The organism is Coprobacter fastidiosus (assembly GCF_030296935.1).
Lineage (GTDB): Bacteria > Bacteroidota > Bacteroidia > Bacteroidales > Coprobacteraceae > Coprobacter > Coprobacter fastidiosus.
In genome coordinates this window covers 539,734-562,174 of sequence record NZ_AP028032.1, presented here as the reverse complement: position 1 = coordinate 562,174, position 22,441 = coordinate 539,734, and the positions used below count along the sequence as shown (strand labels likewise).

General features: G+C 34.6%; 23 protein-coding genes. 17 read left to right on the top strand and 6 right to left on the bottom strand.

What is annotated here, in order from left to right; genetic code table 11:
• Positions 1 to 34 precede the first annotated feature (34 nt).
• The 12 genes from QUE35_RS02245 (at position 35) to QUE35_RS02190 (ending at position 10,381) form a co-directional block, all read left to right on the top strand.
• Positions 35 to 1,324: an inositol-3-phosphate synthase gene (locus QUE35_RS02245; RefSeq protein ID WP_022391108.1), complete on the top strand. Its 1,290-nt coding sequence runs from the start codon at positions 35 to 37 to the stop codon at positions 1,322 to 1,324.
• Between the two features lie 37 nt (positions 1,325 to 1,361).
• Complete coding sequence (locus QUE35_RS02240) at positions 1,362 to 1,835, top strand: phosphatidylglycerophosphatase A family protein (protein ID WP_009317054.1); 474 nt, start codon at positions 1,362 to 1,364, stop codon at positions 1,833 to 1,835.
• Positions 1,820 to 2,320, top strand: a complete 501-nt coding sequence (locus QUE35_RS02235; RefSeq protein ID WP_022602678.1) for a GtrA family protein — start codon at positions 1,820 to 1,822, stop codon at positions 2,318 to 2,320. The genes QUE35_RS02240 and QUE35_RS02235 overlap by 16 nt, the downstream gene beginning before the upstream one ends.
• Positions 2,321 to 2,337: 17 nt before the next feature.
• On the top strand, positions 2,338 to 3,000 hold the full coding sequence (locus tag QUE35_RS02230; RefSeq protein WP_009317052.1) for a CDP-alcohol phosphatidyltransferase family protein: 663 nt from the start codon (positions 2,338 to 2,340) through the stop codon (positions 2,998 to 3,000).
• 4 nt (positions 3,001 to 3,004) lie between these two features.
• A complete protein-coding gene (locus tag QUE35_RS02225) occupies positions 3,005 to 3,943 on the top strand; it encodes a phosphoinositol dihydroceramide synthase (protein WP_022602680.1) in 939 nt (312 codons plus the stop codon).
• A 108-nt stretch (positions 3,944 to 4,051) separates the two neighbouring features.
• Complete coding sequence (locus QUE35_RS02220) at positions 4,052 to 4,510, top strand: hypothetical protein (protein WP_009317050.1); 459 nt, start codon at positions 4,052 to 4,054, stop codon at positions 4,508 to 4,510.
• Between the two features lie 319 nt (positions 4,511 to 4,829).
• On the top strand, positions 4,830 to 5,258 hold the full coding sequence (locus tag QUE35_RS02215; RefSeq protein WP_022602682.1) for a Fur family transcriptional regulator: 429 nt from the start codon (positions 4,830 to 4,832) through the stop codon (positions 5,256 to 5,258).
• A 26-nt stretch (positions 5,259 to 5,284) separates the two neighbouring features.
• Positions 5,285 to 5,839 (top strand): NADH peroxidase, encoded by a 555-nt coding sequence (locus QUE35_RS02210; protein WP_031258901.1) that lies wholly within the window; start codon positions 5,285 to 5,287, stop codon positions 5,837 to 5,839.
• A 290-nt stretch (positions 5,840 to 6,129) separates the two neighbouring features.
• The gene (locus QUE35_RS02205) at positions 6,130 to 6,621 is read left to right on the top strand and encodes an RNA polymerase sigma factor (RefSeq protein ID WP_009317047.1); all 492 of its coding nucleotides are present in this window, start codon (positions 6,130 to 6,132) and stop codon (positions 6,619 to 6,621) included.
• Between the two features lie 132 nt (positions 6,622 to 6,753).
• A complete protein-coding gene (aspS, locus tag QUE35_RS02200; protein WP_009317046.1) occupies positions 6,754 to 8,511 on the top strand; it encodes an aspartate--tRNA ligase in 1,758 nt (585 codons plus the stop codon).
• A gap of 8 nt (positions 8,512 to 8,519) precedes the next feature.
• The gene (locus tag QUE35_RS02195; RefSeq protein WP_022602685.1) at positions 8,520 to 9,614 is read left to right on the top strand and encodes a Nif3-like dinuclear metal center hexameric protein; all 1,095 of its coding nucleotides are present in this window, start codon (positions 8,520 to 8,522) and stop codon (positions 9,612 to 9,614) included.
• Between the two features lie 2 nt (positions 9,615 to 9,616).
• The gene (locus QUE35_RS02190; RefSeq protein WP_009317044.1) at positions 9,617 to 10,381 is read left to right on the top strand and encodes a zinc ribbon domain-containing protein; all 765 of its coding nucleotides are present in this window, start codon (positions 9,617 to 9,619) and stop codon (positions 10,379 to 10,381) included.
• Between the two features lie 296 nt (positions 10,382 to 10,677).
• Here QUE35_RS02190 and QUE35_RS02185 read toward each other — a convergent pair whose 3' ends face one another.
• Entirely contained in the window at positions 10,678 to 11,154 is a 477-nt protein-coding gene (locus tag QUE35_RS02185; RefSeq protein WP_009317041.1) for a type I restriction enzyme HsdR N-terminal domain-containing protein, read from the bottom strand.
• A 61-nt stretch (positions 11,155 to 11,215) separates the two neighbouring features.
• On the opposite strand from QUE35_RS02185, the gene QUE35_RS02180 reads away from it, so the two are divergent.
• The 5 genes from QUE35_RS02180 (at position 11,216) to QUE35_RS02160 (ending at position 15,835) form a co-directional block, all read left to right on the top strand.
• Positions 11,216 to 11,995 (top strand): AMP nucleosidase, encoded by a 780-nt coding sequence (locus tag QUE35_RS02180; RefSeq protein WP_009317040.1) that lies wholly within the window; start codon positions 11,216 to 11,218, stop codon positions 11,993 to 11,995.
• Between the two features lie 14 nt (positions 11,996 to 12,009).
• Positions 12,010 to 13,029, top strand: a complete 1,020-nt coding sequence (gene holA, locus QUE35_RS02175) for a DNA polymerase III subunit delta (RefSeq protein ID WP_022602687.1) — start codon at positions 12,010 to 12,012, stop codon at positions 13,027 to 13,029.
• A 588-nt stretch (positions 13,030 to 13,617) separates the two neighbouring features.
• The gene (locus QUE35_RS02170) at positions 13,618 to 14,094 is read left to right on the top strand and encodes a helix-turn-helix domain-containing protein (protein ID WP_022389512.1); all 477 of its coding nucleotides are present in this window, start codon (positions 13,618 to 13,620) and stop codon (positions 14,092 to 14,094) included.
• A 65-nt stretch (positions 14,095 to 14,159) separates the two neighbouring features.
• Positions 14,160 to 14,942 carry a dihydroorotate dehydrogenase electron transfer subunit gene (locus QUE35_RS02165; RefSeq protein ID WP_031258903.1) on the top strand — a complete coding sequence of 261 codons (783 nt, stop codon included), beginning with the start codon at positions 14,160 to 14,162 and terminating at the stop codon, positions 14,940 to 14,942.
• On the top strand, positions 14,930 to 15,835 hold the full coding sequence (locus QUE35_RS02160; RefSeq protein WP_009317036.1) for a dihydroorotate dehydrogenase: 906 nt from the start codon (positions 14,930 to 14,932) through the stop codon (positions 15,833 to 15,835). The genes QUE35_RS02165 and QUE35_RS02160 overlap by 13 nt, the downstream gene beginning before the upstream one ends.
• Positions 15,836 to 15,926: 91 nt before the next feature.
• On the opposite strand, the gene QUE35_RS02155 is transcribed toward QUE35_RS02160, so the two are convergent.
• The 5 genes from QUE35_RS02155 to QUE35_RS02135 all read right to left on the bottom strand — a co-directional run bounded on the left by QUE35_RS02155 (position 15,927) and on the right by QUE35_RS02135 (position 22,433).
• Positions 15,927 to 16,628, bottom strand: a complete 702-nt coding sequence (locus QUE35_RS02155) for a Crp/Fnr family transcriptional regulator (protein ID WP_009317035.1) — start codon at positions 16,626 to 16,628, stop codon at positions 15,927 to 15,929.
• A 192-nt stretch (positions 16,629 to 16,820) separates the two neighbouring features.
• Positions 16,821 to 17,768: a thioredoxin-disulfide reductase gene (gene trxB, locus QUE35_RS02150; RefSeq protein ID WP_009317034.1), complete on the bottom strand. Its 948-nt coding sequence runs from the start codon at positions 17,766 to 17,768 to the stop codon at positions 16,821 to 16,823.
• Positions 17,769 to 17,794: 26 nt separating this feature from the next.
• Positions 17,795 to 18,421 (bottom strand): outer membrane lipoprotein periplasmic chaperone LolA1, encoded by a 627-nt coding sequence (lolA1, locus tag QUE35_RS02145; RefSeq protein WP_022602691.1) that lies wholly within the window; start codon positions 18,419 to 18,421, stop codon positions 17,795 to 17,797.
• Positions 18,422 to 18,432: 11 nt separating this feature from the next.
• The gene (locus QUE35_RS02140; RefSeq protein WP_022602692.1) at positions 18,433 to 20,895 is read right to left on the bottom strand and encodes an FtsK/SpoIIIE family DNA translocase; all 2,463 of its coding nucleotides are present in this window, start codon (positions 20,893 to 20,895) and stop codon (positions 18,433 to 18,435) included.
• 71 nt (positions 20,896 to 20,966) lie between these two features.
• On the bottom strand, positions 20,967 to 22,433 hold the full coding sequence (locus QUE35_RS02135) for a TrkH family potassium uptake protein (RefSeq protein WP_022602693.1): 1,467 nt from the start codon (positions 22,431 to 22,433) through the stop codon (positions 20,967 to 20,969).
• Between the last annotated feature and the right edge of the window lie 8 nt (positions 22,434 to 22,441).

Genomic DNA, 22,441 nt, shown 5'->3' with positions numbered 1-22,441 from the left:
GGAAAATTCGCATAATTTTATAAACTTGGAAGAAATGAAACAGGAAATTAAGCCGGCAAACGGTCGTTTGGGTGTCTTGGTTGTGGGAGTAGGTGGTGCTGTCTCAACCACAATGATTACAGGAACATTAGCTGCCCGTAAAGGATTGACAAAAGCTATCGGCTCAATCACACAGATGGCTACAATGCGTATGCAAGACGGTAACGAAAAACTTATCAAGGATATTGTTCCTTTGGTTGACCTGAACGATATCGTATTCGGAGGTTGGGATATTTTTCCGGATAATACATACGATGCAGCCTTATATGCAGAGGTTCTGAAAGAAAAAGATTTGAATCTTGTAAAAGACGAATTGCAGGCGATCAAACCGATGCCTGCCGCATTCGACCATAATTTTGCAAAACGGTTGAATGGTACTCATATTAAAAATGCTGCTACACGTTGGGATATGGTAAAGCAGTTACGGGAAGATATTCGTAATTTTAAAGCTGCAAATAACTGTGATCGTATTGTTGTATTATGGGCTGCAAGTACCGAAATTTATATTCCGATGAGTGAAGAACACAAGTCTCTTGCTTCTCTGGAAAAAGCGATGAAAGACAATAATACGGAAGTTATATCTCCAAGTATGTGCTATGCTTATGCTGCTATTGCAGAAGGTGCTCCATTTATTATGGGTGCTCCGAATCTGTGTGTAGATATTCCGGCTATGTGGGAATTCTCGAAAAAACAAAATATTCCTATTGCAGGTAAGGACTTCAAGAGTGGTCAGACATTGATGAAGACGGTTCTTGCTCCGATGTTCAAGACTCGAATGTTAGGTGTTAGTGGGTGGTTCTCTACAAATATTTTAGGAAATAGAGACGGAGAAGTCCTTGATCAGCCTGAAAATTTCAAAACAAAGGAAGTCAGCAAATTATCTGTTATTGATAATATTTTTGAGCCTGAAAAGTTCCCTGATTTGTATGGTGATGTATATCATAAAGTTCGTATCAATTATTATCCTCCACGTAAAGATAATAAAGAAGCTTGGGATAATATCGATATTTTCGGCTGGATGGGATATCCTATGGAAATCAAAGTCAACTTCCTTTGTCGGGACTCTATTCTTGCCGCACCTATAGCTCTTGATTTGGTTATTTTCAGTGATCTTGCGATGCGTGCAGGAATGTGTGGTATCCAAACATGGTTGTCATTCTTCTGTAAAAGCCCGATGCATGATTTCGAACATCAACCGGTGCATGACCTGTTCCAACAATGGCGAATGGTAAAAGAAACTCTTCGAAATATGGTAGGAGAGACTGCTCCAAGTTATTTGGATTAATTAGTGCAACTATCGCATAATTTTGTCGGATCGATTTATGAAGAGAGCTAAATTATTCCATATAATTATCGCATCCGGTTTCGGATCAGGATTTTCTCCATTTGCTCCTGGAACGGCAGGAGCTCTTGTTGCTGTTATTATTTGGACGGTATTATTCTATGTAATACCGTTCAATATCTTATTAGTCGTAACAAGTTTGCTTATAGTTCTTTTTACTGCAGCCGGAATTTGGTCGGCCGATAAGTTAGAATCAGAGTGGGGAAAAGATCCGTCAAAAGTGGTTGTTGATGAAATGGTGGGAGTTTGGATTGCTCTACTTGCTGTACCGGTAGGGAATGTCTGGTATATTTTGTTTGCTTTTTTATTGTTTCGCTTTTTTGATATCTTTAAGCCACTGGGTATTCGTAAAATGGAACAGTTGGAAGGGGGAATCGGTGTAATGGCAGATGATATTTTAGCCGGAATATACAGTTTTCTTTTGCTGATGGGAGTAAGATGGTTGATCGGATAAAAAAATATGCAAAAATAGTTTCGGAAAGAGACGGTTTCTTTATGTTTTTGAGAGCACAATTGTCCTCTCAATTAGCGACAATAATAGATTTCATTATTACTATAGGACTCGCAAAGTTGTTTAGCGTTTATTATGTCTATGCAACTTTTGCGGGTTCTTTTTTCGGAGGAATTGTTAATTGTATCGTTAATTATAAGTGGACATTCCGGCCAGAAAATTGTAAAAAGATAAATATAGTGATTAAATATATTTTGGTTTGGTGTGGAAGCCTTTTTCTCAATGTCGGGGGAACATTTCTTATAACAGAAGCTATTACTAAAGTGATATATATTCAGAATATTTTTGGTCATTATTTAGACAATCTGTTTATATTTTCTAAAATATTGGTTTCTTTAGCTGTCGCTTTTTTTTGGAATTATAATATGCAGCGTATTTTTGTTTATAGAAATCACGAACTGAAATTTTTTTTTAAACGTAGAAATTAAATTTAAAGTACATAAGAATGAAATTCAGAGATTGGGCTCAGCAGATAATCTATAGAATCATTGATCCAGTGGTACATAAGTTAGTAAAGGTTGGGATAACTCCTAATATTGTAACTACCACAGGGCTATTTTTTAATATTGTATCAGCCGTCATTTTAATTTATGGAGGAATATATGGAGAAAAAAATGATTTCTCTTATATAGGTTGGGCTGGCGGGGTTATTTTATTTGCCGGATTATTCGATATGTTGGACGGACAAGTTGCACGTATTGGAAAAATGAGTTCTTCTTTTGGCGCATTATATGATTCGGTACTTGACAGGTACAGTGAATTGATCGTGTTTTTAGGGATCTGTTCCTATATGATGGCACAAGGTTATGTTGTCGGGTTTATAATTGCATTTATTGCATTAGTCGGATCATTGATGGTCAGTTATGTTAGGGCTAGAGCAGAAGGTCTCGGCATAGAATGTAAAGTAGGGTTTATGCAGCGTCCAGAACGGGTTGTATTAACAGCTATTGGAGCATTAGGATGTGGGGTGTCTTCTTTTTTTATACATGAAGAATCTGTGTTAAATCCTATTTACATATTTGAGGCAGCACTGCTCATTATTGCTATTTTTTCTAACATTACGGCATTTACTCGCTTAGCTCATTGTCGTAAAGTAATGAATTTGTAGATTTATGAAAATATTAAACTCTCTACCTTCAAGAAACGAAATCTTAACCGTAGTTGTTATTGCAATTATATTTATTGCAATAACAACTGTTTTTGTTGGATTGCGTCCGGAACATTTATTAATAGTATCTATTTTCTTAATCTTGTTTTTTGCAGGAAAGTCAACAAGAAAGTTAGCTGTAGGATTATTGCCGTTTTTTATTTTTGGAATTTCATATGACTGGATGCGTGTATATCCTAACTATGAAGTCAACCCTATTGATGTGCGGAATTTATATGATCTTGAAAAGTTTTTATTTGGAATAGAAGAAAATGGAACTTTACTCATTCCTTGTGAATATTTTGCTTTGCATCATTCCGTAATATCGGATATTCTTGCAGGCTTTTTTTATTTATGTTGGGTTCCTGTTCCTATCGCTTTCGGTCTTTGGCTATATCTGAAAAAAGACAGGCGTTTGTATCTTCGGTTTTCAATAGTTTTTTTATTGGTAAATCTAATAGGATTCGCGGGCTATTATATTCACCCTGCAGCACCTCCTTGGTATGCAATAAATTACGGTTTTGAAGCAATACTTAATACACCGGGTAATACTGCTGCACTTGGTCGCTTTGACGAATTGGTCGGATTGCCGATTTTCGATTCGCTGTATAGTCGTAATTCGAATGTTTTTGCAGCAATACCATCTTTACATGCAGCATATATGGTTGTAGCCTTTTATTATGCATTAGTAAAAAAATGTCATCCGGCTATTATCACGATCTTTGCAGTTCTTATGTGTGGTATTTGGTTTACTGCGGTTTATTCTTCTCATCATTATATTATTGACGTACTACTCGGTATTACATGTGCATTGTTAGGAATCCTCTTTTTTGAAAAAGGATTGATGAAAATTCCTGGATTCATAAAATTTTTCAACCGATATCAGCATTATATAGAGGCTTAATATTATTTAGATTGTGAAATTTCAGAAATAAAGTAAGAAATAAGTGGGCTTTGATCTTTGATTCTTTATTTTTATGTATCTTTGGATTCAAATATGGGAGGATAAAAAATGGAAGCTACAAAAGAAAGGCTTTATAATGACATTTCATCGGTATTTACAAATGCTATAGAAACGGTAAGAACAAAAGATGATTGCACATTGACAGATATGTATGTATGTGTAAAATATGATGACTTGCTGGTTGTGATTTATGATGATTCCGAAAATATCCTTCTTCAGGAAACCATTGATGGTTGGGATGATTTGAAAGAGAATTCTGAAAATTTTGAAGAGGCCGTAATTGATTCTTTGAAATATGTTCTGAATACTGATAGTATTAAACAAAAATTTGAATCCCTTGATTTTGTCGGTCCGTTTTCTGTAATATTGGTTGATGATAATTTTGAGCAAATATGTGAATTAGTGACATACGACAAAGATATGATTTATCTAGAAGATGATTTTTTAGATAAGATAGATAAAGAATTGGATGAGTTTTTCGAAAAATTAATGTCGGATGTAGAATAGTAAAGCTTATAAATGCAATATTGATCATTCCCCAATATGGAGTTAGTTTCATGTTGGGGAATGTTTTATATAATAATGGAATTGCCATAATTTTCTTTATTTTTTGAAATCGAGATGATTGGTTACCAAGCGATTCTGAGTTATTAAAAATGAAAAGTTAATAAGCTGATTTTAGTTTAATTATAGTCAGAACAAATAGTAAAGAATTGAATGTCTCTTATATTTTCTTTTATGTTAATCTTTGTAAATGTAATTATGAAATTAAAAATCTATTTTATATTTGCATCAAATTAAAATTTGTAATTATTACAAATATAAAATGAGTCAAGAAAAAGGATATACAAGATTAGTTTCTCATGGGATAAAACCTTCTCTTCAAAGAATTGCTATTATGAATTATTTGATAGAGAATAGAATCCATCCGACTGTAGATATGATATTCAGCGATTTATATCCTGATATTCCGACATTATCCCGTACAACTGTATATAATACATTGAAAATACTTGTAGAGCAGGGTGCGGTACAAATGCTGACAATAGATGATAAAAACAGTAGATATGATGCAGACATAACTCCTCATGCTCATTTTAGATGTAGTAAATGCGGTTGTATAAAAGATTTACCGATAAAGGAAGACATTATCTTCAAAGAAGATTCGGAAAAAATAAAAATTACCGAAGTTCAACTATATTGTAAAGGTTATTGTGCTCAATGCCTAAAGGATATAGAAACAAAAAACACATAAATTATTTAAATTCAAATTCTTACATTATGAAAAAGAAATTTATTTGTACAGTATGCGGTTATGTTCATGAAGGAGAAGAAGCTCCGGAATTTTGTCCTCAATGTAAACAACCGAAGAGTAAATTCAAAGAACTTGTAGAAACAGAAGGTGCATTACAATTTGTTGATGAGCACGTATTAGGCATTGCAAAAGGTGTTGACCCGGAAATTTTAGAAGGATTAAATGCTCATTTTATGGGAGAGTGTACCGAAGTTGGTATGTATTTGGCAATGAGTCGTCAGGCTGACCGTGAAGGCTATCCTGAAGTAGCGGAAGCATTTAAACGTTATGCCTGGGAAGAAGCTGAACATGCGGCTAAGTTTGCAGAATTGCTTGGCGATGTAGTTTGGGATACTAAGACAAATTTAAAAAAACGGATGGAAGCTGAAGCTGGGGCTTGTGAAGATAAAAAACGAATTGCAACTCTGGCAAAACAACAAAACTTAGATGCAATTCATGATACAGTTCATGAAATGTGCAAAGATGAAGCACGTCATGGTAAAGGTTTTGAAGGTTTATACAATCGTTATTTTAAGAAATAAGAAAGATCTGAATAGTGTATTAGAGTCCGCTTGTTAACCGCAAGCGGACTCTTTTATTATTTGAACTATTATTCCCTTTTTTGAAAGTAATATTTTACGAGAAATCATGAATTATTAAAAATTATCCTTATTTTTGCGCATCTCACTTACAAAATGGAAATATCGAATGGCGTGCAGTAGAAGCATTATAAGCCTCCGCTGAACACGTCATATCGTGTTTTTCCAAAAAAAGTAGGTGAGATCACTTTTTGTCAGCGGAGGCTTTTTACATAAATATCGAATGATCTATTATGAAATTTGTAAATTTCGTTGACGAGTTAACCAGATTACAGCCATTCTTATACCGATTTGCTTATTCTCTAACCAAGAATCATGAAGCGGCAAAAGATTTATTGCAAGAGACTTTACTTAAAACATTAGAAAACAGGGAAAAGTTCATTGAAGATACCAATTTAAGAGCGTGGATGTGTGCTATTATGAAAAATACCTTCATTAATGATTATCGAAAACTTTTATTGGCACATGAGTCGGTTTGTCGTATAGATGATTTGAAGTCAGAACCTTGTATGATCGATGGAACAGATGCGAATTACGACTTAGAATGGATAAATAAGGTTATTGCAGGGATGAGTAAGAAAAATCGTATAATTTTTGGTTTATATTTATCAAGTTATCAATACGACGAAATTGCTGAAAAATTGGATATTCCTCTCGGTACGGTAAAAAGTCAGATTCATAATATAAAAATATCGTTGAAGAAACAATTAAAAGAACTGATATAAGATTCGGTAATAACAATAAAACTTTCCCTCACCTTTACTTGCACAAACAATGTTTTGTCGTAATTTTGCATAAATATTTTTTGGCATATAGCTGCCGAAAAGAGATAGGTTATAAATTAAAAATCTATAAATATGTACAGAACGCATACATGTGGAGAGTTGCGATTATCCGATACAGACAAGAATGTTACATTGGCTGGTTGGGTACAACGAACGCGGAAAATGGGAGGAATGACATTTATTGACATTCGTGACCGTTACGGGATTACTCAATTAGTATTTAATCATGAAAATAATCCGGAACTTTGTGATCAAGCAAACAAATTAGGCCGTGAATTTGTGATTCAAGTTTCAGGGATCGTTAAAGAAAGATCAAATAAAAACAAAAATATACCAACAGGAGATATCGAACTTATCGTATCTAATTTAGTAATATTGCATGCGTCTGACGTTCCTCCTTTTACAATTGAAGACGACAGTGATGGAGGTGATGATCTGCGGATGCAATATCGTTATTTAGATTTAAGGCGGAATTGTGTTCGGAAAAACTTAGAGTTACGTCATAAAATGACATTTGAAGTTCGTAGATATCTTGATCAGCAAAATTTTCTTGAAATAGAAACACCGATGTTGATTAAATCTACTCCGGAGGGAGCTCGAGACTTTGTCGTGCCGTCGAGAATGAATCCCGGAGAGTTTTATGCGCTACCTCAATCACCACAAACGTTTAAACAGTTATTAATGGTCTCCGGTTTTGATCGTTATTTTCAAGTTGTAAAATGTTTTAGAGATGAAGACTTGCGGGCAGACCGTCAACCCGAATTTACCCAAATCGACTGTGAAATGTCTTTTGTTGAACAAGAAGATGTCTTAAATACTTTTGAGGGAATGATAAAGCATCTTTTTAAAGAAATAAAAAAGATTGACTTTACTGAGCCATTTCCCAGAATGACGTGGGCTGACGCGATGAAATATTATGGTAGTGACAAACCAGATTTGCGTTTTGGAATGCGTTTTGTCGAATTAAAAGATTTGACTATCGGGAAAGATTTCGGAGTATTCGACAATGCTGAATATGTTGCCGGAATCTGCGCTGAAGGATGTGCGACATATACAAGAAAACAATTGGATGAACTAACGGAATTTGTTAAACGACCTCAGATTGGGGCTAAAGGGTTGGTATATGTCCGTTATGATGAAAACGGGGCGTTTAAATCTTCTGTGGATAAATTTTATAGTACAGAAGATCTTCTGAAATGGGCAGAGAGATTTAATGCTAAACCTGGAGACTTGATTTTAATTCTTGCTGGTGATAGAATAAAGACACAGAAGGCTCTTTGTGAATTACGTCTTGAAATGGGCAACCGATTAGGCCTTCGCAACAAAGATAAATTTGCACCGTTATGGGTTATCGATTTCCCGTTATTGGAATGGGACGAGGAAACTCAACGTTATTATGCAATGCATCACCCGTTCACTTCGCCCAAACCTGAAGATATTGCTTTATTGGATACCGATCCCGGGAAAGTAAGAGCCAATGCCTATGACATGGTTTTTAATGGAGTCGAGTTGGGTGGAGGGTCAATCCGGATACATGATAGTGAATTACAAGATAAAATGTTTAAAGTCCTCGGATTTACCGAAGAGAAGGCTCAATATCAATTTGGATTTTTAATAAATGCATTTAAGTATGGTGCTCCACCTCACGGAGGATTGGCATTTGGTTTGGACCGGTTAGTCTCCTTATTTGCCGGCTTAGATTCTATTCGGGACTGTATAGCTTTCCCTAAGAATAATTCTGGGCGTGATACTATGAGTGGAGCTCCGTCTGTATTGGATGAATCTCAATTAGAGGAATTGCAATTAAAATTAGATATTCACGACAAATAATCGTATGTATGAAAGTCAGTGATATAGCAACGTGTATAGAAGAAATAGCTCCCTTGTCTTTGCAAGAGGATTACGATAATGCCGGTTGGCAGGTGGGAGATAAGTATTCTGAAGCTACGGGGGCATTATTATGCATAGATGTCACTGAAGAAGTCGTTGACGAAGCTATAAGTTTGGGGGTTAATTTAATTATATCACACCATCCTTTACTTTTTAAAGGCGTAAAGTCGCTTACAGGCAAGAACTATGTGGAAAGAACAGTTATAAAAGCAATACAACATAATATATCCATTTATGCTTCACATACCAATTTGGACAATGCTTGGTCTGGAGTCAATTTTAAAATGGCAGAAAAGCTTGGATTGACTAATCTTTCTATTTTGATGCCTCAAGGTGGAAAGTTGCTTAAGCTTGTTACTTATGTGCCGGTTTCTCATGCCGATATTGTACGAAATGCTTTATTTACCGCAGGATGTGGAAATATCGGTGATTATGACTTGTGCAGCTACAATAGCAATGGATTCGGAACTTTTCGTGCAGGATTAGATTCGCATCCTTATTGTGGGACTATCGGGAATTTACATCAAGAAGAAGAAATTCGGATCGAAACGGTTCTCCCTGAATATTTAAAAGAGGTAGCGACTCAGGCACTCTTAAAAACTCATCCTTATGAAGAACCGGTATTTGATTTTATAAAAATTGAAAACCAATGGGTTAAAGCTGGATCAGGAGTAGTAGGGGAACTTTTGTGTCCTATGGATGAAATGGACTTTTTACAACGTACTAAAACAGTGTTTCATGCTGGATGTATAAAATATTCCAATCTCCGAAATCGCAGAATTCGTAGGGTTGCATTGTGTGGAGGTGCTGGAGCTTTTTTGATTTCTCAAGCGATAGCATCAGATGCAGATGTATTTATTACTGGAGAAATTAAATATCATGATTATTTTGGATATGACGAACATATATTATTGGCAGAAGTAGGACATTACGAAACCGAACAATACACAAAAGATATATTTTGTGATATTATTACAAAAAAATTCCCTAACTTTGCAGTTCATTATACAAAGGTAGAAACAAATCCGATAAATTATTTGTAAGCATGGCTACTGATAAGACAAAAGTTGAAAAAGAATATACAGTGGAAGATCGATTGAAAGCACTGTACGAATTGCAAACAATGCTTTCTGAGATCGATAGAATCAAAACTCTAAGAGGAGAGCTTCCTTTGGAGGTACAAGATCTTGAAGATGAGATTGCAGGTCTCGAAACTCGTGTTCAGAACTTTCATACAGAAATAGGAGAGTTACAATCTGCTATTGCTGCGAAGAAAGTAGAAATACAGAATGCGCAAACCTTAATTGATAAATATACTGCACAACAGAACAATGTAAGAAACAATCGAGAATTTGATTTTTTAACTAAAGAAATTGAATTCCAAACTTTGGAAATCGAACTTTGTGAAAAACGTATCAAAGAGTTTTCAGCACAGGAAAAAGCAAAAAAAGAAGAAGTAGAAAACTGTCGAGTTACTCTTGAAGAAAGAAAAGCCGATTTACAAGAAAAGAAAGGTGAATTGGATGAAATTGTTGCAGAGACAAGACAAGACGAGGAAAAACTGCGTGAAAAAGCGAAAAAACTCGAACAACATATAGAGCCCCGTTTATTAGCCGCATTTAAGAGAATCAGAAAAAATGCGAGAAACGGATTGGCTGTTGTTTATATTCAACGTGACGCTTGCGGCGGTTGTTTCAATAAGATTCCGCCACAAAGACAACTTGATATTAAACTTCGAAAAAAAATCATCGTTTGTGAATATTGCGGGCGTATTATGATAGATCCGGAATTAGCAGGAGTTAATGAATAAAGTAGATTCAACAAAGTATAAGCCAGATAATTTCAAAAAATTGTCTGGCTTTTTTATTTTAGTTATATAATGGCTCGATAATTGCAAATAGTTAACCGATATTAACAAACAAACAACAGTTAAAACTTTAATGCCTTGAATAGTCATAGAGATATAAGCAATCCTTCAAGGCATATTTGATGTGGAATAGGCTCACCTTTCCAGTATTCAGTATCGGAGTTTGTCGGTCTAAAGCCTCCGCTCAAAAAAATTGTTACTTTTCTTTGCAAACATTCTTTTTATTTCGTCAATTCCCCTCATTCCGTTTTCTCATTTGTATGTGATAATATAGAGTCATAATCAGGAATATCTTCTAGAAATAAATAAGACTGGTCTTTATAGTTTACATGACAGCAATAATGCATCTTTCCATTCGATACTATTAAATATTCTACTTTTAATGCGATGTTATATCTGACGATTTGATCAAAAACTGCCTGCGTAATAGGAATATGTGGAGCTTTATATTCAATAATTACGAAGGGTGTTCCGTTTTGACGATATATTACAGTATCACATCTGCGTTTTCGGCCGTTTAAATCAAGCGATATTTCATTTCCGATTCTTCCTCCCGGATATCCTTTGTATGTGATGAGATAATTCACGAAATGTTGCCGAACCCACTCTTCTGGAGTAAGCGCAATATATCTTTTTCTCAAAATGTCGAAAATAAGATATCTGCCGTTATCCTCTTTTAATTTGTACTCAAAAGTTGGCAAATTTAGAGTTATCATAAGAAAGATTATTTGTTCCGAAAATTATTATTCCGTATTTTTACTTCAAAATTACAGAAAAATGAAGACAAAACAAGAGATTGTCCAAAATTGGCTACCACGTTATACGAAGCGCAATGTAAAAGAATTTACTAAGCATATTTTATTGACGAATTTCTCAAAGTATGTTGAAATATTTGCCAACCATTTTAATGTTCCTATTTTAGGAGAGGACGGAAATATGCCCAATGCATCGGCTGAAGGTGTTACAATCATCAATTTCGGAATGGGAAGTGCCAATGCAGCGACAGTTATGGATTTATTGAGTGCTGTAGCTCCAAAAGCTGTTTTATTCCTTGGAAAATGTGGAGGTCTGAAAAAAGTGAATAAATTAGGTGATTTTATTCTTCCGATAGCGGCAATACGAGGAGAAGGTGCATCAAATGATTATTTCCCTCCAGAAGTCCCGGCTTTACCAGCTTTCAGTCTGCAACGGGCTGTATCTACAACCGTGCGAAATCATGGGAAAGACTATTGGACGGGAACGGTATATACGACTAATAGAAGAGTTTGGGAATATGATGATTCGTTTAAAGAATATTTGAGAAGAACCCGCAGTATGGCCATTGACATGGAAACAGCAACTTTATTTACGGTAGGGTTTGCAAATCAAATTCCGACAGGAGCTCTTCTGTTAGTAACAGATCAACCAATGATTTCCACAGGTGTTAAAACTGAAGAAAGTGATAAAAAGGTAACTCAAAACTTTGTAGATGAACATGTAATGATCGGATTTGAATCACTAAAGATGCTTATTGATAAACGTACAACTGTAAAGCATCTCCGATTCGAGGAAGAATAAAAACTTTTTAGGCTATGGCAAAAAAGGAGCAAAATGTACATTTACAGATAATATCGGATATAAGAAAGAAGAATTTTAAGCCGGTCTACTTCTTAATGGGAGACGAACCTTATTATATCGATCTTATTACGGATACTATTATAGACAATGCTTTAGATGATGCTGACAGAGATTTCAACCAGACGATAGTTTATGGTGCTGATGTAGAGATTTCGACTGTAATCAATGCTGCAAAACGTTATCCGATGATGGCTTCCAGGCAATTGGTCATCGTAAAAGAAGCTCAAATGCTGAAAGGATTGGACGATTTACAATTTTACTTACAGAAGCCGTTGACGAGTACGGTTTTGGTTTTTAATTATAAAAACGGGAGTTTAAAAAATAAGAAACTACTTGCTGAATTAAATTCTGTAGGTATCGTCTATGAATCGAAAAAATTATATGATTATCAATTACCTCCTTTTATAAACAGTTATGTGACAGAAAAGGGATTTACCATTGAACAGAAAGCTATTGCCATGCTCGGAGACGCTATTGGTAATGACTTAAGTCGATTAACTGGAGAATTAGACAAACTTTCAATAATTCTACAAGGAAATACTCGAATAACAGCTGCATTAATAGAACATAATATTGGGATAAGTAAAGATTTCAATAACTTTGAGTTACTCAATGCTTTTATTACCAAGAACATATATAAAGTTAATCAAATCATTGCATATTTTGAGAAAAATCCGAAATCTAATCCTTTAATCGTAACAATAAGCGTTTTGTTTAATTTCTATGCCAATCTAATGCTTTTATATTTTATACAAGATAAATCGGAATCTAATATCATGGCTGAGTTAAAATTACGAAATATTTTTCAGGCAAGGGATTATTTGGCAGCAATGCAGAATTATAATGCTTATAAATGTATGGATATAATATCTTATATACGAGAATACGATGCCCGTTCTAAAGGGGTAGAGAATGCATCTGGAACAACCGAAGCGTCTTTACTAAAAGAACTTGCCTATAAAATCCTTCACTAAATAAGCTTTTAGATTTTCAATATATTATACAGCTTTGATTACTGTTAGATAAGTAATCAAAGCTTTTTTATTTCGATTATTTATTACAATTATCTATTTACAAATGGATATTATATATAGATATATTCAGATATTGTTATATCCGAATATATATTTTTGCAATTATATATCATAATATACAATATAATATATAAACAAATGAATTTCTGAAATACATTTATATATTAGTATACAGAAAGCTATATCACGATCTATTATAACATATAAATCACATACAATCAATTATTAATATAGCTATATTAAAGTATTGCTTTATATATAGTTTATTAATCGTTTCGATGTTTCTAAAAAATTAATCGAATACAATATATTATGAATATTATTAATTAATAATCAGATATATAGAATACTTTATTTAAGTAATACTTTATATATATCTTTCATTTATATTTTTGTACACGAATATTGATATATAATTGTATACAATCATATTTACAATTATAATTTGCAAAAGTATTTATTTGTAATTACATTTGTAGAATACAAAAAATTTATATTTGTAAATTACTTAATGATAATTTTAGAGGAATGAATACTCGTATAAAGCAAATTATCGAACACGAAGGACTGACAGATGCTGAGTTTGCAGACCGTGCAGGAATAAAACGTGCTACATTGTCTCATTGCTTAAATGGTCGCAATGACGTAAGTAAAGATATTATATTGAAGATACATAATGCATATCCTCAGGTATCGGTAAATTGGTTGATGTTTGGGGAAGGAGAACCCTATATAAAAGAAAAACTTAAAACTCCGACATCTTTATTCGATGAGATTTGGGCAAAACCAGAAGATTCTCCTGAGGATGCTAAATATATAAAGGATTTTCAATCAAACGAATTAAGAAATACATCTGACAATGTTGATAGTAAACTAAATAAGGAAGAAAATCTGAATTCGAATATAGAAACTCAAAAGGTTCAAGATAATAGAAAGGTTATTAAAATCATGGTTTTTTATTCGGATAATACGTTTGAAACATTTTCCTCCGACTTTTTCAAATAGATAATAATTTTAGTATATCAAGTAACTGTTATATCTTTGCATAAACAATGAAAAACAGCTATCGGATGAAAAAATACATCTTGGATCTGAAAGTAACTGAAAATTTGAGATTACACACAAATTATGTTTTGCTGAAATTTACGACAGTTGACGGATCATCCCTTCCACCAATGGCTCCCGGACAGTTCGCAGAGGTTCGGGTTGATGGGTCTCCTACTACTTTTCTAAGACGTCCTATATCGATAAACTACATTGATATGGATAACAATGAACTTTGGCTGCTAATCCAATTAGTTGGGGATGGAACAAAAAAATTATCGACCGTTTCTCCCGGACAAACGGTTAATATGGTTTTACCATTAGGTAATACTTTTACTATTCCCGAAGATAAAGCTTCACAACTAATACTCATAGGAGGCGGAGTCGGAACAGCCCCTATGCTTTATTTAGGATATGAGTTAAAGCAACAGGGATATAATCCCATTTTTCTATTGGGTGCACGTTCTGCTACAGATATTTTACAATTAAAAGAATTCAAGACATTAGGTGATGTCTTTATAACGACAGAAGACGGAACTTTAGGAGAAAAGGGGTATGTAACACAACACTCCGTTTTAATAGAAAATAAGTTTGATAAAATATATACATGTGGACCGAAGCCGATGATGATGGCAATTGCAAAATATGCAAAAACACATAATATAGATTGTGAGGTATCTTTAGAGAACAATATGGCATGCGGTGTAGGAGCATGTTTATGTTGTGTAGAAAAAACGACAGAAGGTCATATCTGTGTGTGTAAAGAAGGTCCTATATTTAATATAAATAAACTCTTATGGCAGATTTAAATGTAAAAATAGGCTCACTGACGTTGAAAAATCCTGTCATGACTGCCTCTGGTACTTTCGGCTACGGTTTAGAATTTGCTGATTTCATAGACTTGTCTCGCTTAGGTGCTATAATAGTAAAAGGAACGACTTTACACCATAGAGAAGGAAATCCGTATCCCAGAATGGCCGAAACTCCTTCGGGCATGCTAAATGCTGTCGGTCTGCAGAATAAAGGTGTCGAGTATTTCATTCAGAAAATCTATCCTGAAATAAAAAATATCGATACAAATATGATCGTAAATGTTTCTGGTTCTACAATTGACGATTATGTAGCGACATCTGCCAAGATAGCGGCATTAGAAAAGATACCGGCTATAGAATTGAATATTTCTTGTCCGAATGTTAAAGAAGGTGGTATGGCGTTCGGAACTTCGTGTAAAAGCGCTGGAAACGTAGTGAAAGCAGTCCGGCAAGTCTATCCGGGAACTTTGATTGTTAAGTTGTCTCCCAATGTAACTGATATTGCGGAGATTGCTAGAGCTGTTGAAGCTGAAGGTGCGGATAGCGTGTCTCTCATCAATACATTGTTAGGAATGGCAATTGATGCAGAACGACGTAAGCCTATTTTATCGACTGTTACTGGAGGATTATCTGGGGCTTGTGTGAAGCCTATTGCTTTGCGAATGGTATGGCAAGTAGCAAAAGCTGTCAAAGTTCCGATAATCGGATTGGGTGGTATTATGAATGCGACAGATGCTGTTGAATTTTTATTGGCTGGCGCAACTGCCGTACAGATCGGAACTGCAAATTTCATTGATCCGCAAATTACAATTAAAGTTATCGACGGTATTAATGGCTATCTTAAACGGCACGGTTATAATTCTGTACAGGAAATTATAGGGCTTGTATAAAACTTTCTAGCCTTATAAAAATCGGAGTATTTGTTTAAATACAAAAATATTCCGATTTTTTTATCTCTCTAAAAATGAAATGTACTGAATTTTATCCGAATCTGCTTATCTTACGCAATTTTGCTTCATCTATGATCTTTATTTTCCGCCCATCCACTATGATGATTTTTTCATTGGAAAAACAAGACAAAGTTCTTATTGCATTAGAGGTCGTCATATTGGATAAATTTGCTAAGTCTTCTCTTGCCATGTAAATACTAAGCGTTGCTCCGTCCTCTTCAAGTCCGTAGTTATCTTTCAACATAAGTAAAGATTCCGCCAATCTTCCCCGAATATGCTTTTGTGTCAAATTTACGGTTCTCGTGTCTGATATGCCTAAATCCATTGCCAATTCCTTTATGAAGAAATAAGCTAATTGATTATTTTTTCTAATCTGAGTTTCAATGATATTCATCGGTAAAAAACCGATTGTTGCTGTTTCGAATGCTGATGCAGCAGTCACGTAATTTTCTCCGGCAAAATAGGCCCTATATCCAAAATATTGAACAGGACGTATCAAACGAATTATCTGACTTCTGCCTCCGACACCTTCTTTGAATATTTTCACCTTTCCTTTAATGAGACACATCAACTGAGTAGCTTTTTCACCCTCACTATAAATCATCTCGTTTTTTTTAAATGTCTGAATATGAAAGTTATCGGTTATAATACGTTTTTCATCCGGATTAAGCAATGCCCACATATCGGCCATATCTTCACGGATAATCGACTCTATTGTGCTTTTTTTGACCATATTTGCTGAATAACACTGTTGTATAGCACAAATGTAAATAAAAAAAATAAAAAGGTGTCTTTAAATCTGAAAAAAATGGCAAAAAAATAGTTTGTTTTGACAATTTTGATGCGAGTAAAATTTCAAAAGAAAAAAAGGAAAAGATTACATTTTCTGTATATCTGTAATCTTTTCCTCTATTTTGTAGAAATATTATAATTCGTTCTCTATTAGATATTTTTCAGCATCGATTGCAGCCTTACAACCAGAAGCTGCGGCTGTAACAGCTTGCCTGTAACGAGGATCAGCCACATCTCCAGCTGCAAATACTCCTGGAATATTCGTTGCAGTTGTATTTTCTATAGTTTTTATGTATCCATTTTCATCTACGTGAAGTGCCGGAAGAAATATGTCGGTATTTGGTTTGTGTCCTATTGCTAAGAAAAATCCGTCTATAGCAATATCCATATATTCTTCTCTGTCTGTGTCTTTTGCTTTGACAAGATGCGCTCCTTCTAAACTATTTTCACCGAATAATCCGATTGTTTGAGTCTCGAAAAGGACATCTATATTGGGAGTGTCCATTACCCGTTTTTGCATAATCTTAGATGCTCTCAGATAATCTTTCCGGACAATTAAATATACTTTATTGGCCAAATGTGCCAAATATACAGCTTCTTCACATGCGGTATCGCCTCCTCCAACGACAGCGACAACTTTTTTACGGTAAAAAAAACCATCACATGTAGCACAAGCCGATACTCCTAAACCCGCATATTTTGTCTCATCCGGAAGTCCTAAATATTTTGCAGAAGCTCCGGTTGCAATGATAATGGTATCAGCTTCTATTTTATTTGAACCATCTATCGTCAATTGATATGGAGTTTTGTTGAAATCAACGGCTGTAACAGTTCCGTACCGAATATCCGCGCCAAAACGGGATGCTTGTTTTTTCAAATCTTCCATCATCTCCGTTCCTGAGATACCCTCGGGGTATCCCGGAAAATTTTCTATATCAGTTGTGGTTGTCAATTGTCCTCCGGGTTGTATTCCTTCATAAAGTACCGGGGCAAGATTTGCCCTTCCGGCATAAACGGCTGCCGTATATCCGGCCGGGCCAGATCCAATAATGAGGCAACGTACTCTTTCGTTTGTTTCCATATTTAATTATTTGATTGATTTGATCTTTATCTCAAGTCTATCAGCTCGGCTTGGGGATATTTTTTCTTATCAAAAACAAAGAGCGAGTTTTGATAGTTCATTCCTGTCTGATACTTAGACAAAATAACAGATGTAATTGTTTTATTCTTATTATAAATTATTATTTCGGTAGGGTAAAACTTATCAGCTTGAATTGATAAACTTATTTTTTTTATATCAGATTCTGTTCCGATAGGAGATAGCTCGATAATATCATTTCCCGATTGTTTACCTTTATAACTATACTTGAATTCTTTTTTATAATTCGACAATATCTGATACGGATTTATACTTTGTAATTCTGATTCATCAGGATTGCTAAGATTCACTTCTTGCGTCGATTTTACATATGACCACTGATTTTTACCATCGAACCAAGTTATTATTTCCGGAGTAATGATTTTAAATTTATTATTCATGAGTTTCATTTCCCCGCTTGTTTTATCTATTGTTCTTTGATTCTGGTCTTTATTTTCAACATGAAAATTTATCGATATACCTTTAGAACTTTTGTATTGAGCGATAACTTTATCCAATAATGTACCAGCTTTATTTTGAGCAAAAGAGGCATTGTAGATTGTCAAACAAATAAAAAGAAGAAGTAATCTTTTCATATTATCTTTATTTATTTTAAAGATTCAAATATTTGTTCTAAGTGAATATCGTCTATAACCAGAACTTGCCGAGCCTTACTACCTTCAAACGGACCAACGATTCCTGCAGCCTCTAACTGATCCATAATACGTCCTGCACGATTATATCCAATAGAGAATTTTCTTTGAATTAGCGATGTTGATCCTTGTTGATTAGCCACGATAAGTCGAGCAGCTTCTTCAAACATAGGATCTCGGTCTTTCAAATTGACATCTGTTAATCCGGATTCTCCGTTTTCCCCCACATATTCCGGTAACAAATAAGCTGTAGGATATGATTCTTGATCTCCTATATATTCACAAATTTTTTCTACTTCTGGAGTATCGACAAATGCAGATTGTACACGAATCAGATCACTGCCTTGTGAAAACAATAAGTCTCCACGCCCGATTAGCTGATTTGCTCCGGGACAATCGAGAATCGTTCTCGAGTCAATCATAGAAGAAACTTTAAATGCTATACGAGCCGGGAAATTTGCCTTAATCACTCCTGTAATAATATTAGTTGAAGGGCGCTGAGTCGCAATAATCATGTGAATACCGACGGCTCGTGCCAATTGTGCTATACGGGCGATCGGGAGTTCAACCTCTTTTCCTGCTGTCATTATCAAATCCCCAAATTCGTCAACAATTACTACAATATAAGGCATATACCGATGTCCGTTATTGGGATTTAATCTCCGTGCGATAAATTTAGAGTTATACTCTTTTATGTTACGGGTATGGGCCTTTTTCAATAGATCGTATCGGTCATCCATTTCTTTTGTAATAGAATTCAACGTTTGAACGACCTTTGTCACATCCGTGATAATAGCCTCGTCACCATCTGGTAATTTTGCCAAAAAATGTCTTTCTATGTTTGCATAGATATTGAATTCTACTTTTTTAGGGTCTATCAACACAAACTTTAGTTGTGCAGGATGTTTTTTGTATAGCAAAGACGTAATAATAGCATTTAATCCTACAGATTTCCCCTGTCCCGTAGCACCTGCAACAAGGATATGAGGCATTTTGGCAAGATCTACCATAAAAATCTCATTGGTAATAGTCTTTCCTAAAGCAACAGGAAGATCAAATTTACATTCTTGAAATTTTTTCGAGGCAATAACAGAATACATCGAAACTATTTGCGGATCCTTATTGGGCACTTCAATACCGATAGTTCCTTTCCCCGGGATAGGAGCGATAATTCGAATTCCTAAAGCTGCCAGGCTTAGAGCTATATCATCTTCCAAATTTCGTATTTTTGAAATCCGAACACCCGGCTCTGGAACAATCTCATAAAGAGTGATAGTCGGACCGACTGTCGCTTTAATCGAACTAATGCGGATTCCGTAATTTTCAAGGGTTTCGATAATTCGATTTTTATTCGCGTTTTGTTCATCCATATCGATCTGACGATCATTCCCTTCATACTTATTTAAAAGATCGAAAGATGGGGCTTTATAACGTGAAAGGTCTAAAGTAGGATCGTATTCTCCCAATTCTTCACTGTTCGATATTTCTTCCTCCTCTTGAACATTTTCCTCTATCACAAATTCCGGTTCTCCCGATCTATCTTCCTGAATTGTATCTTCTTTAACTAATGTCTCTTCTTGTTTTGGTACAATCTCAAAAAAGTTTTCTTCATGATGATCTGTTTTGTCGGTACAACCTTCAGATTCAACCATATCAGGTTCATCTTCAATATCAGAATTTAATACTTCAGAAATTGAAATTGGTTTATTTACTAAATTTTTATTCTCCAAAGATGTTTGATAGATTTTATTATCCTCTGATTCTGAAACTTCAATATCCTTTTTTCGTTTAATATCTAATAAAAATATTTTACGTAAGAATGGTACGGTTTTGGCACTTATTGCGACCAAAAATATCAATACACCCGTAAGGATGAACAATAAAGTTCCTGTCCATCCGATATTTGCTTGTAATAACAGTGTCATGTAATAACCATGATACCCCCCTAAAAAAAGATATGAATCTTTATAATTATCAATAAAAAAGAATCCGCAAATCAAAGAGCCTAAGATAATAAGAGAACAAGTATAAACTAATGATTTTGTAATTGAAAAATTTTTAACTTTCATCAGTTTTAAACCGACTTTAGCAATAAAAAAAGAAATAAAGAATGCGGATATTCCGACCCATTGGTTAATAAGCAAGTCGGATAAATATGCACCAAAAGCTCCTGTCCAATTACGTATTTCATTCTTTATACTGCTCAATTCGCTTAATGGTAAATTCTCTAATTTACTTTGATCCGCATTTCCTGTATAAAAAAATGAAAGAAAGGCAATAAACAGATATACTCCGAACATTACACAGAGAATACCTATCACAAAATGAGTTCTTTCACTTTTTAGGAAGACCGATATTTTTTTTGAAATAGAATCTTCTTTGTTAGAAGATACTTTTTCTGTTTTTTTCTTAATCATGCTTTTTATCAACGTGTATTTATCTCAGACAAAAATACGAAAAAGTTTTAATTATATTTCCTCGTTGGTGTTTATGATTTTTTCCAAAAATACGGACTAAAAAGAATCAATACCGTAAATAATTCTAATCGTCCGATCAGCATATCAAAAGACAGTACCCATTTACCTAACGTAGGGATAATTTCAAAAGAAAAGTCAGAACTCATTCTTCCGAATCCAGGACCTACATTACTAAGACAAGAAAGTGTACATCCGAAAGATTCTTCAAACGACAGTCCTAAAGACGATAATACAAGGGCACTTATTGCCACAACCAGCACATATACGAAAAGAAATGCCAATATTTTAGACACAAGATCATAAGATATAACACGCCGGTTAATTCGAACAGGAACAACTGCATTAGGATGGAGATGCCGATAAAATTCATTTGCTGTATTTTTTAACACAACAACCATTCGTATAGTTTTAGCTCCACCACTCGTAGATCCGGCACAAGCTCCAAAAAACATAACACAAAATATAACAACATTAAAGAATGGTCCCCACTTAGCAAAATCGGCTGTAGCAAATCCCGTAGTCGTAATACATGTCGATACCTGAAAAAGTGCTGTACGAATTGTTTTTTCGGCATTCCCGTATATTTGTCCGCTAATAAATAATCCTGCAGCAATAGCGGCTGTGGCTAATAAAACAACAAATAAAAACCATTTGGTTTCTTCATCTTGCAATAACTTTTTATAATCGCCCAGAGCGGCATGATAAACTAACGAAAAATTTATTCCTGAGATTAACATGAATATGATAATGACATATTCGATATATGCAGAATCCCAATAGGCGATACTATTCTGTTTTGTCGAATATCCACCGGTTGCAGTAGTTGTCAGGGCATGACATACCGCATCAAAGAAATTCATTGGCCCTAATACCAGCAAAACGATCAATAAAACCGTAATACTTAAATATACTATCCACAGACGTTTTGCCGTTTCGCTGATTCTCGGTCTAAGTTTATCGTGAGTTATACCCGGAACTTCTGCATTAAATAGTTGAATTCCTCCTCCAGAATTTAACATGGGAAGAACTGCTAATGTAAATAAAATAATACCCATACCTCCGAGCCATTGCATTAAGCTTCTCCAAAACAAAATCCCATGCGGTAAACTTTCTATATCATCCAGTATCGTAGCTCCGGTAGTCGTACATCCAGACATAGTTTCAAAAAAAGCGTCCGTAATATTATCGATATCTCCATGAATAAGAAACGGTAACATTCCAAATAAAGAAAAGAAAATCCAAGAGGTAGAAACAATTAAGAATCCCTCTCTTTTGCCCATTTGCTTGCTATGTCTTTTAAAAATAAATGTAGAGCATAGTCCGACAATCGCCGTAATGCCGATGGTCAGTAAGAATGCATATATATCACTTTCATTATAGTATATTGCAACACTTAACGGCAATAGCATAAAAAGTGCTTCAAAACATAATAATATGCCTATTACTCGTGCTACTATTCGAAAATTTATTTCTGACATATTAAAAT